Source organism: Wolbachia endosymbiont (group A) of Ancistrocerus nigricornis, assembly GCF_947250785.1.
Lineage (GTDB): Bacteria > Pseudomonadota > Alphaproteobacteria > Rickettsiales > Anaplasmataceae > Wolbachia > Wolbachia pipientis.
The window spans coordinates 1,088,721-1,105,188 of record NZ_OX366348.1 but is presented as its reverse complement, the minus strand read 5'-3'; the positions used below and the strand labels follow the sequence as shown (position 1 = coordinate 1,105,188).

General features: G+C 36.3%; 13 protein-coding genes, 1 tRNA gene and 1 pseudogene. 8 read left to right on the top strand and 7 right to left on the bottom strand.

Going from position 1 to position 16,468, the window contains the following annotated elements:
- Window positions 1-1,491: an ATP-dependent protease ATPase subunit HslU gene (gene hslU / locus OOK90_RS05570; protein ID WP_264705848.1), complete on the top strand. Its 1,491-nt coding sequence runs from the start codon at window positions 1-3 to the stop codon at window positions 1,489-1,491.
- Between the two features lie 68 nt (window positions 1,492-1,559).
- On the opposite strand, the gene OOK90_RS05565 is transcribed toward hslU, so the two are convergent.
- Together OOK90_RS05565 and OOK90_RS06645 are read right to left on the bottom strand one after the other, a co-directional pair.
- A complete protein-coding gene (locus OOK90_RS05565) occupies window positions 1,560-2,501 on the bottom strand; it encodes an FKBP-type peptidyl-prolyl cis-trans isomerase (RefSeq protein WP_010963087.1) in 942 nt (313 codons plus the stop codon).
- The gene (locus tag OOK90_RS06645) at window positions 2,494-3,501 is read right to left on the bottom strand and encodes a polyprenyl synthetase family protein (RefSeq protein WP_010082029.1); all 1,008 of its coding nucleotides are present in this window, start codon (window positions 3,499-3,501) and stop codon (window positions 2,494-2,496) included. Before OOK90_RS06645 ends, OOK90_RS05565 begins: the two co-directional genes overlap by 8 nt.
- A gap of 145 nt (window positions 3,502-3,646) precedes the next feature.
- Between OOK90_RS06645 and acpP the strand changes: the two genes are divergently transcribed.
- The 3 genes from acpP to OOK90_RS05545 are packed head-to-tail and all read left to right on the top strand — an operon-like array spanning window position 3,647 to window position 5,321.
- Window positions 3,647-3,907 carry an acyl carrier protein gene (gene acpP, locus OOK90_RS05555; RefSeq protein ID WP_006279836.1) on the top strand — a complete coding sequence of 87 codons (261 nt, stop codon included), beginning with the start codon at window positions 3,647-3,649 and terminating at the stop codon, window positions 3,905-3,907.
- A 13-nt stretch (window positions 3,908-3,920) separates the two neighbouring features.
- The gene (fabF, locus tag OOK90_RS05550; protein ID WP_010082030.1) at window positions 3,921-5,192 is read left to right on the top strand and encodes a beta-ketoacyl-ACP synthase II; all 1,272 of its coding nucleotides are present in this window, start codon (window positions 3,921-3,923) and stop codon (window positions 5,190-5,192) included.
- A 3-nt stretch (window positions 5,193-5,195) separates the two neighbouring features.
- Window positions 5,196-5,321 (top strand): hypothetical protein, encoded by a 126-nt coding sequence (locus OOK90_RS05545; protein ID WP_255322260.1) that lies wholly within the window; start codon window positions 5,196-5,198, stop codon window positions 5,319-5,321.
- Between the two features lie 40 nt (window positions 5,322-5,361).
- Here OOK90_RS05545 and OOK90_RS05540 read toward each other — a convergent pair whose 3' ends face one another.
- Window positions 5,362-5,586: a hypothetical protein gene (locus tag OOK90_RS05540; protein ID WP_010082031.1), complete on the bottom strand. Its 225-nt coding sequence runs from the start codon at window positions 5,584-5,586 to the stop codon at window positions 5,362-5,364.
- On the opposite strand from OOK90_RS05540, the pseudogene OOK90_RS06775 reads away from it, so the two are divergent.
- The 3 genes and pseudogenes from OOK90_RS06775 to thyX all read left to right on the top strand — a co-directional run bounded on the left by OOK90_RS06775 (window position 5,495) and on the right by thyX (window position 8,564).
- A pseudogene (locus OOK90_RS06775) lies at window positions 5,495-6,267 on the top strand (lysostaphin resistance A-like protein). The gene OOK90_RS05540 and the pseudogene OOK90_RS06775 overlap by 92 nt on opposite strands.
- Window positions 6,268-6,422: 155 nt before the next feature.
- Entirely contained in the window at window positions 6,423-7,700 is a 1,278-nt protein-coding gene (murA, locus tag OOK90_RS05525; RefSeq protein ID WP_006279833.1) for a UDP-N-acetylglucosamine 1-carboxyvinyltransferase, read from the top strand.
- A gap of 9 nt (window positions 7,701-7,709) precedes the next feature.
- Window positions 7,710-8,564 (top strand): FAD-dependent thymidylate synthase, encoded by an 855-nt coding sequence (thyX, locus tag OOK90_RS05520; protein WP_010082033.1) that lies wholly within the window; start codon window positions 7,710-7,712, stop codon window positions 8,562-8,564.
- 72 nt (window positions 8,565-8,636) lie between these two features.
- On the opposite strand, the gene OOK90_RS05515 is transcribed toward thyX, so the two are convergent.
- A complete protein-coding gene (locus tag OOK90_RS05515; protein ID WP_264705846.1) occupies window positions 8,637-10,421 on the bottom strand; it encodes a hypothetical protein in 1,785 nt (594 codons plus the stop codon).
- Window positions 10,422-10,565: 144 nt separating this feature from the next.
- Between OOK90_RS05515 and priA the strand changes: the two genes are divergently transcribed.
- Window positions 10,566-12,908: a replication restart helicase PriA gene (priA, locus tag OOK90_RS05510; protein WP_209472365.1), complete on the top strand. Its 2,343-nt coding sequence runs from the start codon at window positions 10,566-10,568 to the stop codon at window positions 12,906-12,908.
- An 18-nt stretch (window positions 12,909-12,926) separates the two neighbouring features.
- On the opposite strand, the gene petA is transcribed toward priA, so the two are convergent.
- The 3 genes from petA to OOK90_RS05495 all read right to left on the bottom strand — a co-directional run bounded on the left by petA (window position 12,927) and on the right by OOK90_RS05495 (window position 16,446).
- Window positions 12,927-13,526: a ubiquinol-cytochrome c reductase iron-sulfur subunit gene (gene petA / locus OOK90_RS05505; protein WP_264705845.1), complete on the bottom strand. Its 600-nt coding sequence runs from the start codon at window positions 13,524-13,526 to the stop codon at window positions 12,927-12,929.
- Window positions 13,527-13,618: 92 nt separating this feature from the next.
- The gene (gene gyrA, locus OOK90_RS05500) at window positions 13,619-16,321 is read right to left on the bottom strand and encodes a DNA topoisomerase (ATP-hydrolyzing) subunit A (RefSeq protein ID WP_070356997.1); all 2,703 of its coding nucleotides are present in this window, start codon (window positions 16,319-16,321) and stop codon (window positions 13,619-13,621) included.
- Between the two features lie 52 nt (window positions 16,322-16,373).
- Window positions 16,374-16,446: transfer RNA gene (locus OOK90_RS05495), tRNA-Val, on the bottom strand.
- Window positions 16,447-16,468 lie beyond the last annotated feature (22 nt).

The following is a 16,468-nucleotide window of genomic DNA, read 5'->3' as shown; positions in this document are numbered from 1 at the left end:
ATGTCTTCCAAGCAAAAAACTTTATGCACCAATTTTTCCAATCAGCCCATAACCCTTTCAGAAGGGCGGTCTTGTAGTAGTGACACCTACGATGAAAAAGATAACCTCTATAAAGATACTAAGAGTGGTTTTGATTCAAATGACAGCGATGTTCAAGTTAATGACAGCACTCAAGTTTTGTTAGATGACCTGCCACCACAGAAGATAGTTAAAGAATTGGACAGATTCATAATCGGACAGGATGATGCAAAGCGTGCTGTTGCTATTGCGCTCAGAAATCGTTGGCGTCGCAATCAGGTTCCATTTCCATTGCGTGATGAAATCATACCTAAGAATATATTGATGATCGGTCATACAGGGGTTGGTAAAACTGAAATAGCTCGTCGCTTAGCAAAACTTGCCGGTGCACCGTTCATAAAAATTGAGGCAACGAAGTTTACTGAAATAGGGTACGTTGGACGTGACGTTGATTCGATAATACGCGATTTAGTTGATGCAGCAATAGTTTTAGTTAAAGAGAAAGCCCGTAAAGCCTTAGCTAAAAAGGCTTTAATTTTAGCTGAGAAAACAATAGTAAACTCTATGGTAGGCGAAAATGCAACCGAAGAGAGTAAAAAAAATTTTAGAGAAAGGTTGAGGAATAAAGAGTTTGAGGACGGAGAAGTTTCTATTAACGTCAGAGAGAGCAAGAGTATGTTACCTACTTTCGATATACCAGGCATGCCAGGTGGGCAAGTTGGTGTGATGAATGTAACAGAAATAATGGGCAAGATGTTTAACGGGAGCAAAAAAACAAAAACTATTACGGTGAAGGTAAAAGAAGCGCGTGAAATATTAATTAATGAAGAAAGTGAAAGGCTAATGGATGAAGATAAGATAATCAAAGAAGCCATTGATCTTGTTAGTAATGACGGTATAGTATTTTTGGATGAAATAGACAAAATTGCAGCGCGTACAGAAGTAAAAGGTGAAGTAAACAGAGAAGGAGTGCAACGCGATCTGTTACCATTACTTGAAGGAACAACTGTTACAACTAAGTATGGCCATGTAAAAACAGACTATATATTATTTATTGCATCTGGTGCTTTTCATCAGTCTAAACCATCTGACCTCTTACCGGAATTGCAGGGCAGATTACCGATCAGGGTAGAACTTAAGGCACTTACTCAAGAGGATTTAATAAGAATATTAAAGGAACCAGAATCTAGTTTGTTAAAGCAGTACATAGCTTTAATGAAAACAGAAAATGTGACACTTGAGTTCACTGATGATGGTATAAAAACCATAGCTGAAATAGCGTTTACAGTTAATAGGCAAGTGGAAAATATAGGCGCAAGAAGGCTTCACACTGTCATGGAGAAGCTTTTAGATGAAATAAGTTTCATTGCTTCTGAGAAAAATAGCGAAAAATTCATTATAGACAGCAAGTATGTAAAAGATAAACTTGAGTCAATTTCGAAGCAGCTTGATTTATCTAAGTTTATACTTTAGGAAAAACGAAAAGCCTACTTTAAGTAGTATAGAGAGTGTTCAGAAGATTAGCCAGTAGACCTAAAATTTCAGCTATATTCTTTAGGCTGTTTTTCAACAGTAGAATGGTGTGCTGCGACCTCTTGCTTAACATCTAAGCTTAAGTCAATTATTGAGATATTTTCTTCATCATAATCTATGTCTTTTATTAACATATCGTCAGTAATAGTCAAAAGGTCAGGCGGAGAAAGAATAGTTCTTTTATTACCAGCTCTCATTCCCACAACTCCAAGCTCTATAGCAAGTGGTATTTTTTTATCGCCAACCCTAAATTGCACTGTTTGATCTTTGACTATATATTCCCCATTATGCTCCTTTACGCTATATTTAACCGATATCTCATCACCGCACCTTACTTGTTTTCCAGTCTTGTTAATTAAGTCATTAAAAACCATCAGATTATTTACTGAGTCGGGATATTTATCCTTTACTTCGATCAGTTTGACGTAATAAGAATTAAAATTCATTTTGTTCTCATTGGCAATAGTAACTACACGCTCTCCGCCTTCTTTCATACCTATTACCCCTAAACTCACTTCTTTTAGGTCATCTTGACCTATTTTCAAAGTAACATCAGAAACTTTGCTAGGGAGTGTTGCTGAGTTATTATTAGAAATTTTATATATTTGCAATAGGACTTCCAGGCCACAAAAAGCCTTGCTGCCACTGCCTTCAGTAATTTCATAAAAATTTATTGAATCTTCTTCCTTTTGCTGCGTTATTTCTTCTAAATATTCTGTCAGCCCATGCTTTTCAATATAGCGGTCAAGTGCTGATTCAAGTATTGGCTTCACTAGGTAATGTGCTATCGTCTGTATCAAACCACCATGCGTGGCATTTATCTCATAAAGCTTGTCCTTTTTTTCCGGTTTACCTTTGTTTATATAGACAATAGTAAACACAAAAGCAGAAGTTAAAGTGAGAATCATTACTACGGAAATAAGCATTTGTAATATAATTTTTCTAACCATCTTTCTTTACTTGATTCAATAAATCATATAAATAATTAGTATCCCCTGAAAGCGCACTCAAATTATCCAAGCCTTGTTTAAAGAGGCCGTCTATATAGTCCTCTACTTCACTTTTACCAAGCACAGACATAAGATTATTTGTTTTATCTTGTTCGTAGTCTTCAATATCATCCTTAGCTTGAAAGATAAGCCCTAGATTTATTCCATAGTTATATAACGCTTTACGTTGCTTGTCTGTAGCACCCCCTATTATAGCACCTATTTCACATGAAGCTGCAAATAGTTTTGCGGTTTTCATCAAATGAATTTCTTTTATTTTATCAGCTTGGCCCGACGTCATTCCAGCGTCATACATACAGCCGTACGAATGTTGTAGTTTTAAGGTAGAAAGGGTGTCATGCAAGTAGCTGACACTGGAATCCATTTCATGTTCAGCTCCACTATCGCATGGCTTTTTGCACGAAATGCTTGTAGGCAAAGCCTTCTGGATCCCAGTGTCCGCTACTTGAATGACAGAGGGTTGGGGGCTAAAATCTATATGCTCACTGTTAATATCTAAAGCCTGTCCTCCCACCATTCCCCTAATTCCTATTGCCTGAGAAAGAACTTTTATGATCTCACAGCGTTTCTCATTTAACGAAGATAATACCTCAAAAGCCAGAGTAAGTAGTGCATCTCCGGCAAGCACTGCTGTTGCTTCATCAAATTTTTTATGGCAGCTTAGCTGGCTTCTGCGAGTATCACTGTTGTCCATGCACGGTAAATCATCGTGAATTAGAGAGTAAGCATGAACAAATTCAATTGCTGCAGCAACTGATATTACTTTTTTAGCTTCCGCGTTAAACACTCGCGATGAAGCTACGACTAAAAAGGAGCGTATATGTTTTGCAGGAGCAAGGAGTATATAACGCATAGCTGATATAAGCTTATTCTCGCTATTTTCGGGTAAGAGTTTATTTACTTCTACAATAAGCAAATTTTTTGTTGTTTCGTCTAGCATTTTTGAATTGTTAATTGTTTAGCACGTAACGCTAGCCAGCTAGGGCAGTAGAAAACTTTACTGTAGTTTACCAGTTATAAAAGATATTGCAAACATAAAAATTTTTTATAACATCAAAGAATAGGTTATTTTTTTGGTAAGAAATGTGAATAGCGAACTAGCAAAGAGCACTAGAGAAGACATAGAAGAAAAAGTGAAAAAGATTATACTAGAGCATATTAGTAAGGATGTAGAGAAATTCAACAGCTCTTCAAAGCTTTCGGAGCATGGTACAGACAGCTTAGATGCAGTTGAAATCATCATGGCAGCAGAAGAAGAGTTTGGAATAGAAATTCCAGATGAAGACGCACAAAAAATGGAAACTATGGAGCAAATAGTTGAGTACATTAATAATAAAAAAGGCTAATAGTTAGTGTTAAATGAGCAGAAGAGTAGTAGTCACTGGTGTTGGTTTAATCACTCCACTAGCGGCAGATGTTGACAACACTTGGTCAAGGCTAATAAAAAGTGAGTCTGGCATAAAAGCAATCAATACGGATAGATTTGACTCTTCTGATCTTGCTTGCAAAATTGCAGGGCAGGTGCCGTTGCAATCAGACAACATTGAGCACCATTTCAATCCACTAGATTATATTTCTGAGAAAGACTCAAAAAGGACAGATCGTTTTATCCATTACGGTATTGCAGCAGCTATTCAGGCAGTAGATGATTCATTAATTTTGGAAAGCCAAAATATCAATCGGGAACGTGTTGGTGTGACTATTGGCTCTGGTATAGGTGGTCTTCCGTCAATTCAGGAAAATGTTATTACCATGCAGGAAAAAGGGCCCAGACGTGTCAGTCCATTTTTTGTCCCTGCAAGTCTAATAAATTTGATATCTGGCCATATTTCTATTAAATACGAATTTACAGGTCCAAACGATTCAGCAGTAACCGCATGTGCAACAGGTGCGCATGCAATCATAAACTCAGCAAGAACTATAAAACTTGGTGAAGCGGATGTTATGATTGCAGGTGGAGCAGAAAGTGCACTGTGTAGAGTTGGAATTGCAGGTTTTGCATCTATGAAGGCGTTATCAACTAAATTTAACGATAAACCGGAAGAAGCTTCAAGGCCATGGGATGAAGAACGCGATGGTTTTGTTATGGGTGAAGGAGCAGGTATATTGGTGCTGGAGGAATACGAACATGCGAAAAAAAGGGGGGCAAAAATACATGCTGAACTGGTTGGGTACGGACTCACAGGAGATGCGCACCACATTACAGCACCACATCCAGAAGGAAGAGGCGCATTTAAGGCAATGCAGCTTGCTTTAAAGAGCGCACAAATTAATCCCAATCAAGTAGGGTATATCAATGCACATGGAACTTCAACGCCACTTGGAGATAAAATTGAAGTAATAGCAATGAAACAGTTATTCGGTGACTACGTTTATAAAATACCTGTTTCTTCAACTAAATCTTCTATAGGACATTTACTTGGTGCTGCAGGGAGCGTTGAAGCAATATTCAGTATTCTTGCGTTAAATAATGGAATTATTCCGCCAACCTTAAATTTACACAAGCCTTCAGAAGGATGTGATTTAAATTTTGTACCGTTTAAAGCTCAGGAGCATAAAATTCAATATGCACTTTCTAATTCGTTTGGTTTTGGTGGCACTAATGCATCGCTCATATTTGGACAAGTTTAGTTGATGTCACCCCAGTGTCTTCCTCTTGTCATTCCAGTACCCTCCTCTTGTCATGCAAGCAGCTCTCCTACTGTCATCCCAGCACGTGACACTGGGATGACAAACGGTTGTGAAAGGGAATACATATAAAAATTAAACTATCAATAGCAATTCAAAAAGAAAAAATATTCTATTCATCCCTGAAGAAGTATTTTATTGACAATTTATGAATAAAGATCAATAATGCAGAAAAGGAATTGATGGGCGTATGCATGAATTTAACCACTATTAATTGTACATTATTTGTTGTAATTACATATTTTTTGACGTGCATTATAGCTTGGTGCTTACCTTTCAAAGACATAACATTATTAACAACATTTGTTCCGGCTTCAGTTGCAATTTTGCTAACCATTTATAATAAACAGAAGGTAAGGGATCTTTTTAAACTTAGTTCGCCAAAAAACTGTCTATTAGGGTTTATACTTATTCTGGTAAGTATGCTAATTTCCAATGGTCTTTTGTCAATTTATTGCGGTTTTTCATTTTTCCGAGAGTCTTTTACGTTAGACCGTGTAAAGGATTTGAGTGCAGTTTTGAGTCCATTAGTGATGTTATTTGTTTTATTATCAACCTTTGTGATGTGGATCATTATGTCTCTTGGTGAAGAGATCGGTTGGCGTGGCTATCTTTTGAAAAATCTTAAAAGCAAAATATCAAATTTTTATATCAGAGCAATTATTGTCGGTATTATTTGGTCAGTATGGCACATACCAACTTATGTGGTTGCTGGCTCAGCTTTGTGGAAGGATGGTTTACATTCCCGACTATTTGTGCTTATACCCTTTATATTTGTGCAATGTCTATAATGTTTACCTGGTTGTTTGAAAAAGACAACTCGATTTGGCCAGTAACTATTGCTCATGCAACAAATAATCTTGTGTATAGTGTTTTGAGCATTCTAATGCCGTCTCCTCCTCTGTCAACTTTCGATGCAGTAATTCGCCTTACATTAGGAGCAGCTGGTTATTTCATTGTTGCAATTGGTGTTATTTGGTTTGATAAAGCTCGAGAGCGTCATTTGAGTAATTCATAGTATAAAATTTCGGGGGCAATTCGCATCAGGTGTCATGCAGGTAGCATGACACTGGGATGATGAGGAAGAAAAAGCAAATTTTGCCTTTTACGGTCAATCTATTATACTTAGTAAGACTTCAATAAACTAATGAATTATACTTTATATCTAATTAAATGCACAAGATATTAATAAGAAATAACTACAAACCTTTGGTCGGAAAAATCAAGATTAATGGCTCAAAAAATGCTGTTTTACCAATAATGGCAGCAAGTCTATTAAGTAGCTCCCCGGTAATTTTGCATAATGTACCTGATTTAATTGATGTGCATCTAATGTCTAAGTTGCTTGAAAGTCTTGGAGCAGAAGTGAACTTTATGCACAATAAAAATTATAAAGCGAACCATACTTTGAAAATTGACTGCAGCAATATCAACAATCACGTGATGCCATATAAAACCGCAAGTAAGCTAAGAACTTCTTTTCTAATATTGGGTCCAATGCTTAGCAGATTTGGCAAAGCGAGAACAGCATTTCCTGGTGGATGCAACATTGGAAAGCGTCCCGTTGATATGCATATTAAAGCATTAGAAGAAATGGGAGCTAAAATTGAAATTGACGGCTATAATATAATTGCAACAGTGAAAGGAAAGCTACAAGGAAAAGAAATCACATTTGAGAAAATAAGTGTTGGCGCAACAGAAAATGTAATAATGGCAGCAACATTTGCAGAAGGAGTGACAACAATAAACAATGCTGCAACTGAGCCGGAAGTTCTTGATTTAATAGATTTTCTGAAGAAAATGGGTGCTGATATTGAAATTGATAATACAAAGGTCATAATAACAGGAGTTGAAGCACTAAATGGATGTGTTCATAAAATAATACCAGATCGCATAGAAGCAGGCACCTATGCACTAGCTGCTATAATAACCGGTGGTAAGTTGGAGTTGGAAGGAATAAATCTATCTGATATAAGGTGTATTACAAATGAGTTGGAGACTATAGGAGCTATGGTTGAACTGTATGATGGAGGCATTGTTATTTCCAGAAAAAATGGCTCTATTAAGTCTGCTAACGTTGCGACAGATCCATATCCCAATTTTCCCAGTGATATGCAACCACAACTGATGTCTGCAATGTGCATCGCTGATGGGATATCAGTAATTGAAGAGAACATTTTTGAAAACAGATTTACACATGCAGATGAATTGAGAAAGTTAGGTGCTAATATCAGCATCGAGAAAAGCAAAGCTACTATAAGTGGAATAAAAAGCTTATCTGGAGCTAATCTATATGCTACTGACTTAAGATCAACAGCAGCTTTGGTGCTTGCTTCTTTGGTAGCCGGTGGAGAAACTATAATAAACAATTCACATCATTTATGGAGAGGATATGAAGCAATGCATGAAAAACTCAATTCATGTGGAGCTGATATCTCCATTTCGTCTTGAGGATATTTTATGAATGAAGCAACCAAACGAACTATAGTAAAAGAAATAGATGCAATCTTATATGAAGAACATAAGGTATTAGACCATGGATTTATTCGAGTAGTGGATTATATGGGCTCTGATAGCGCTATAGTTCAAGCTGCTCGTGTTTCTTATGGCAAGGGAACAAAACAGATAAGTCAGGATGAAGCACTTATAAAGTATTTAATGAGACATCATCATACAACTCCATTTGAAATGTGTGAAATTAAGTTTCACGTGAAACTTCCAATTTTTGTTGCAAGGCAATGGATAAGGCATAGAACTGCAAATGTGAATGAATATTCAGCAAGGTATTCAATACTTGATAATGAATTTTATACACCTAAACCAGAACAAGTTGCAAAACAATCTGACAATAATAAACAAGGTAGCGGGGAAGCTTTTGATCCAGATACCTCAAAGGAAATAATAGATTCTCTAATAAATGACTCTAATTTAGTATATTCTCATTATGAAAAATTTATTGAGCAGGGGCTTGCAAGAGAAATTGCCAGAACTAACCTAATGCTTAATTACTACACGCAATTTTATTGGAAAATAGATCTGCATAATCTCCTTCATTTTTTGAAGCTTAGAGCTGATAAGCATGCCCAATATGAAATCAGAGTTTATGCAGAAGTTATGCTGGATATAATAAAAAAATGGGTTCCACTGGCCTACAATGCCTTTGTTGAATATTGCCTAGAATCAGCCTGTATTTCAAGAACTGGTCTAGAAATAATTCGCAAATTAATTAAAGGGGAAAACGTTACTAGAGAAGAAAGTAATATTGGTAAAAGAGAATGGGGCGAGCTGATGTCTATACTTGATAAACAATCTTAAAGATAAAGGCATACGTGTCAATCTCCTCTGTCAGTTAACTCTCGTTCACCAGATTGAATCTTGCTTTTTACATCACATTAACTCATCACTTTTATAGAACATCTCATTAAAATCATTTAGAGTTCCAAAATCCTGACCCTTGATAAACAGGTGATCATTAGCAACATGTGCTTCATCAAGAGTAAACAGCTCGTAATGATGATTGTGAGCGGGCCTAACAATTTCATTATATAAAACCATTACTTGTTCGTAGTTATATCCATCGCCAGCATGATATTTACCACGTACGGTATCATAAAAATTCTTTACATCATCATATGTCACTTGCAGCTCCACCTTATACTTTCCCACTTCAAGAGGACTTCCTGTCTTTATTTTTAAGGGATGTTGTGAATTTGCAACACTGTTAGAAGTTTCTGCTTCAATATCAGAATTTTTATCCATATTTTCTATCACACTTGCCATAACAGTTTCTTGTTCATCTTCTGTTGGTTTTGTTTGTTTTTCAGTCTTATTACTGCTACTGTCAGTTTCCACAGTTACTTTTTTTACTTCTATATCTTTTTGAGCTTTCTCATTACTTTGCTTGTGTATTTCATCTCCATGCAATTTTTCCTGCAGAGCTTTTTTCGTATCAGCATAATCATCACGATTGCTTTGCAAAGCTGGTTTATAACTGCTGCTATCATCCGCTTGCATTTGATCTATATAGTTAGATTCTTCTTCCTGTATAGTATTTTTTGCGTTATCCTCACCAACCGTTCCTTTCTCCCCAGACTTGGCTTCACTCTCTACCACAACTTCTTCGTCTACTTGCTCATCATCAATTGTAAATTCAGTACCTATCTGATTGCTATCTTCCTCCAATTCATTAGATAATTTTTCAGATAGCTGGTCACCACTCAAATATGGTTCCTTTGAATATTTAGCATAATTATGGGGATCGGTTCTGTTTTCTGAATAAAACCCACTTTCAAAGTCTGAGTAGGAGATTTGATTGAGCACAAAAAATAAGTTTTCATAATTAACCAGCATATCACTATCAGGGCTAACAAAATTTAAATATTCATCGCCTTCCCATTCTGGGTGGTGTCTATACTCTGCTATGTAGTATTTACTAGAGTCGAGAGGTATCTTGTCACCTTCTTCCCCATCAAGTTGTAAAACTACTGCTGAATGCCCATTACCTAAATCATTACCTTTTACCACTTTGAATATTTTAATCTCATCCTTTTCTACAAGTTCTTTTAACTCCTCGTTCTTTTCATTTAACTCTTCCTCCCTTTGTCTTTCTGCTTCTCTCTCTCTTGCCAATCTTTCTGCTTCTTCATCAGCTTTCTTCTGCAGTTGTGAGAATACATTTTGTAATATATCTTGTGTGGTTAAGCTATTTGTGTTGCTTAAAAAATTATCTAACACATTTGATGCAATTGGTGACAATTCACCGTGATCATCAAATACTTTTTCCTTTGCTTTATCATAGTGATTTGGGTTATAGATTGCATACAGAGGATAAAAACCATAATCTGCAATTGACGCTCCGTCAGGTGATAGTTCCATTGAGAATCCATAGTAATTAAGTGGAAGATTGGAGGTTAAATATTTACCGTTATCATCCCTAACGTGTAGCTCACTTCTACCATTGTGCTCACTATATTTGTTGTAGTAGATATAAAAATTCTCATGGTTAAGATTGAAGTGATCATCTAGATTATCGAATTGAATTGTACTGCCAAGCTTCTCGCGCAAAAGATTTTTGCTTTCATCTGTAAGCTTTATATGTGCAGAAAAGTAGTATCGATCTATAGGTTCGCCTTTTTCTATTTCAAAGTTCAAAGTAATCTTGTCGTTGACCATTGGTAGCCTCCACAAATTCTATAAATCATTTTATTTATCAATCATACGGTCTGTACTATGAAAAATGTGTTAAACGTTAAGATTTTCTCTGTACCGATTCATCTATATTGCCAAGCTTAATAAAGTTACAAGCTCTTTAAAACAATGTTAAACTCAATCACTATGGCAAAAACAGTTGACGTATTACTACCACTTCCAATTGATCAGTTATTTTCATATGCAATTGAGGAAAATACTGAGATTTTACTTGGAGATTACGTAGTGGTGCCATTTGGCAAAAAACGCTTAATCGGAATAGTTTGGAAATACAGTGATAAAAGTAACCGAGAATTAAAATTTATTGAGCAAAAAATCGATTTACCAAATATTAGACCAAAATTGATTGCATTTGCAGAGTGGGTTGCACAATACAATTTAATACCTATTGGTATGCTTGCCAAAGTGATAATGGGAGGAGTGTTAAAAGTAAATCACATAGATAAATTGGTTTGTGTTGAACAAAAGCAGGAAACAAGTGAAATAAGTTGCCAATTAAGCCCTGAACAGCAGATAGCTAGTGATAAAATAATCAGCAATTTGAACGAGTATTCAGTGACTTTGCTTGACGGTGAGACAGGATCTGGAAAAACGGAAGTTTATCTCTCTGTGATTGCACAATTGATTAAGAATTACACTGCCGTTCCAAATGCTGCTCAGACTTTACCATCCCAGTGCCCAGAGACACAACTGTACGAACATTGTGATTTGGGTCTACCAAGAGGGTGTCATCCGAGTAGCCTGACACTGGGATCCAGTTTTTCATATAACCTCATTACAAATGTTTATTTTAACTTAAAACCAATACCTAATTTACAATCAAAATTCCTGGATTCCAGTGTCAAGCACTGGAATGACACCTTTATACTCAAGGCAAAACCCACTGTAACATTTAGCATACCGTCTTTGCCACGTACTAGTATGACACCAGAATATGTTGAAATGACATCAGGAGAAGGTAATACACAAATTTTAATCCTCCTACCTGAAATTGTTTTAACTTCACAATTGGTAAATCGTGTTCGCGGTCAGATATCAAAAAACTTAGTTGAATGGCACTCAGGGCTCACTCCAAAAACTCGCCGGAATAATTGGCTCAATATAGCAAATGGAAATGCGCAGATAATTATTGGTGCACGGTCAGCGCTTTTTTTGCCTTATAAAAACCTAAAATTGATTATCGTTGATGAAGAGCACGACTCATCTTTTAAACAAGAACAGGGAATTATATATAATGCTCGAGATATGGCGATAATCTTAGCCAAATTTGAAAATATTCCGATTATTTTATCATCAGCTACTCCACTGCTTGAAACGATTCATCATGTTAAAAACGGGAATTACAATCATGTAAAGCTAACTAAACGATTTGGTGGTGCAGAATTGCCACTCATTAAAGTAGTAGATATGAGGAACAACAAGCAATGGATCTCCTCTGAGCTTTTTGAAAGCATCAAACAAACCATAGAGAAAAAACAGCAGGTTATGCTTTTTCTAAACCGCAGAGGGTATGCACAACTGGCAATTTGTAAAAAGTGTGGATATAAAATTTCCTGCTTAAATTGTGCTGTTTGGCTTACATATCACAAGAAAAAAAATGCTCTTTTGTGCCATCATTGCTCTTATCAATTAAAACTTCCAGAGAAATGCTCTAATTGCCAAAGTGAACAGCCATTGTCCCTCTACGGCATAGGAATTGAAAGGTTGCTTGAAGAAATGGTGAAATTAATACCAAACGCAAAAACTGCGATGATAAGCAGCGATCAGAAGTCGGTTAGTAACGTAATTGACTTGATATTGAAAGAAGAGGTGAACATTATAATCGGCACACAAATAATTGCTAAAGGGCACAATTTTCCCAAATTAACTTTGGTTGGAGTAATGAATGCAGATTTGAGTCTCGAAAATTCTGATTTGAGAGCAGCGGAAAAGACGTATCAATTATTGCACCAAGTTGCAGGCAGATCAGGAAGGTTTAATGAAAAAGGAATGGTAATAGTGCAAACCAATAATCCTGAAAGTTCAATAATAAAAGCATTGCTGCATCAAAAAAGAGACTCATTTTATGAAATCGAACTTAAGTCAAGACGCGAAGCCAAAATGCCACCATTTAGCAGATTAATAGCGCTTATAATCTGTGGTAAGAATCAGATTGCAACACAAAAAGCAGCGAATGAAATAGTAAAATCTCTTCTCTGTCATTCAAGTAGCTCAACTATTTGTATCCAGGAAAAAAATGTAGGTGTAGACAAAAAGGAATTTGAAATTCTTGGCCCATCACCAGCAGCGATAAATTTTTTAAATAATAAGTATCGGTATAGGGTATTATTAAAAATACACAATAAGCATAGTCTATCCATACAAAAAAAGCTGAAATATTGGATTAAAAATTGTAACTTGAATTCGAGTATTGCAGTGATAATAGATGTTGATCCTGTGAGTTTTTTTTAACGAGTTTATTTATATTCGTTAAGCCTTCTTGCCAATTACCACAACATTCTCACTGGGAAAAAAATAATCAGGTACAGCCATATTTTTCGGTGCAGGACCCCCAATTACTCGACCTGATATATCATAATATGAACCGTGGCAAGGACAGAACCAACCATTACCATCTCTTGTAGCGTGGTCAACCGGTACACACCCAAGATGTGTACATATTCCAAGCATAATTAACCATTCGTCTTTTCCTTCGTATACTCTCTGCTCATCTAATTGAGGATCCCTCAAGCTCTTCACATTCACAGCTCTTGCAGCCTCAATTTCTTGCTTTGTGCGTCTACGAATGAATACTGGTTTACCTTGCCACTTTACTTTTACTCCGTGTCCTTCCTGAATTCCAGACAAATTCACCTCCACTGTGGAAGTTGCTAGAACTTCAGCAGAAGGATTCATAGATTTAACCAGTGGCCAAAGTCCGCTTGCAGCTCCTATACCTGCCATAGCGCATGTAGTTAATGTTATAAAATCTCTCCTACTCTTATTTTTAGTAAGATCTTTAACAGGAGGTGTTTTTTTATCCTCTTTGTCTGCCAGTGGTTTTTTATTTTTAGTTAATTTTTTGTCCATTGATCTTTACTTAGCCATAAGTATATATTTTAATTTAAATACTGCGTATTAATCAACAAAAACTTGCGCTTTTTGTTTAACCTATACTACGGTTAAGAAGCGATAGAGTTTTCAACTTCAAAAATACTATCTTCAGTGGAATCAGGATCTTCAATTTTCGCTACTGACACCACTTTTTCTCTACTTTCTGTTTTAAACAGAGTGACTCCTTGAGTGCTGCGTCCTGCAATTCTAATCTCATTGACCGAAATGCGAATTAACTTTCCTTTATCTGTAATAAGCATTATATTATCACCCTGCTCAACTGGAAAACTAGCAACAACATTACCGTTTCTGCTAGTAGTAAGAATATTGGTGATACCAACACCACCCCTGTTAGTTACTCTATACTCATACGCAGAAGTTCTTTTACCAAAACCATTTTCAGTAATAGTTAATATAAACTCCTCATTCACTGCAAGTTTTAAGAATAATTCGTTATCTATTCCTAAATCATTCAAAGTCTTTTCCAATTTAGAATCAATGGAGTTATTAATTGCAGTCCCCAGTCTTTTTGCAAGTGGAACTTTTAAGTAAAGTTCTTTTGTTTCTGTTGCTACACCTATCCCATTTAATATGGTCATGGATATCACGCTGTCATTCTTTACAAGTTTGATACCTCTTACGCCATCTGAATTGCGACTCTTAAATTGACGCACATCACTTACAACAAATCTGATACTTTTTCCAAGCGTTGTTGAAAGTAAAACATGGTCAATTTCATTACATACCTTAACCGATACTAATTTGTCTCCTTCATCGAGCTTTATTGCTATTTTTCCATTGCTTGGAATATAGTGAAAGTCCGCTAAGGAGTTACGCCTTATGTTTCCATAGGCAGTAGCAAAAACTATGTTTTGATTTTCGTCATTTTCACTTGGCAATGGCATGATATTAGTTATAGTTTCACCATCGCTAAGCGGAAATATGTTAACAAGTGCTCTTCCACGTGCGGTTGGCTCTGCAAGAGGTAACTTATAAACTTTTAATCTATAAACTCGACCAATGTTAGAAAAGAATAAAAAGCTAGTATGGGTATTTCCAACAAATAATTCTGTGATTACATCCTCTTCTTTTAATCCCTGTCCTAGCTTTCCTTTTCCACCACGACGCTGAGTTCTGTAGTGAGAAAGTTTTACACGCTTGATATAACCATTCATAGTTACGGTTATCACCATATCCTCTTGTGGAATTAGATCTTCAGCTTCAATGTCCGCGTCTGACTCTTCTATTGAAGTTTTTCGCGGCACAGCAAATCTGTTCTTTATTTCTTGTAGATTGTTTTTTATTTCTTTCATCAACTTCTCTCCTGAGCCAAGAAAAGCGATATATTCTTTTATCAGGTTGATCATTGAACTTAGCTCAGCTTCTAATTTGTCTTTTTCAAGGCCTGTTAAACGCTGCAGTTTCATATCAAGGATAGCTTTAATTTGTAGTTCAGTTAATCTATACACTCCATCTTTCAAAAAGCTTGCGCTATCTGAAATCAACTCGATAATAGTATTGATTTCATTCGAAGTTTTCCATTCTTTATTTAAAAGTTCTCTACTTGCTTCCGCAGGATCTTTTGCACCGCGGATGATTTTTATCACTTCATCTATGCTGAGGACCGCAATGTAGAGCCCTATATATATATGAGCTTTTTCCCTCGTTTTTCTTAGACGAAATTCTGTTCTCCTGATTAATACTTCTTTTCTAAAATCAACAAAAGCAGTTATGATTTCTTTCAATGACATCAAAGCAGGCCTGTTGTTATTGAGCACTAAAGTGTTAACACTAAAACTACTTCTTAGTGGAGTTAGCCCCAATATTTGATTAAGTATAAAACTTGCTTCAGCATTTCTTTTGAGGTCAATTACTACTCTAATACCAGACTTATCGGACTCATCCCTAATTTCTGTTATACCATCAATTCTTTTTTCTTTTACAAGCTCACCTATCTTCTCAATTAATTTTACTTTATTTACCTGGTAAGGTATTTCATCAATCACTATTGCTTGCCTATCTTGTGGCAGATCTTCTATATGAGTCTTGCCTTGCACAACAATTGATCCACGACCAGTTGCAAATGCTGATCTTATTCCAGACCTTCCAAGAATTGTTCCCCCAGTTGGAAAATCCGGCCCTGGCATCACTTCAAGTAACTCATCCAAAGTAACTTCAGGATTATTTACATATAATATACAAGCATCTATTATTTCTCCAAGATTATGAGAAGGAATATTGGTTGCCATACCAACTGCAACACCACTTGCACCGTTTACCAATAGATTCGGAAACTCTGCAGGCAGCACAACTGGTTCTGTTTCATTTCCATCGTAGTTTGGCCTAAAATTAACTGTATCTTCATCAATATCATTCAGTAAAAAGTGCGACACTTTTTGAAGTCTTGCTTCTGTGTATCGCATTGAAGCTGGTGGATCTCCATCTATCGAACCAAAGTTACCTTGCCCATCAACAAGTGGTAAAAGAAGAGAGAAATCTTGGGCCATTCTAACCAAGGAATCGTAAATAGCTGCATCACCATGTGGGTGATATTTCCCCATTACATCCCCAACTATACGAGCTGCCTTTTTATATGGCTTACCGGCATCGAATCCAGCTCTTGACATTGCATATAATATGCGCCTGTGAACAGGTTTAAATCCATCCCGCACGTCAGGTATAGCCCGGCTTATGATAACGCTCATTGCGTAGGAAAGATAAGAATCTTCCAGCTCTTTTACTATTGAGATTGGTACTATATTATCCTGCATTTTCTATACTTTAATTGAAGTAATTAATAATACTAACATTCAGTTAAGCAAATGGGCAATGACAGACTTGAACTGCCGACCTCCTCGGTGTAAACGAGATGCTCTACCAGCTGAGCTAATTGCCCCTTTAGATCTAATTCTATAGCT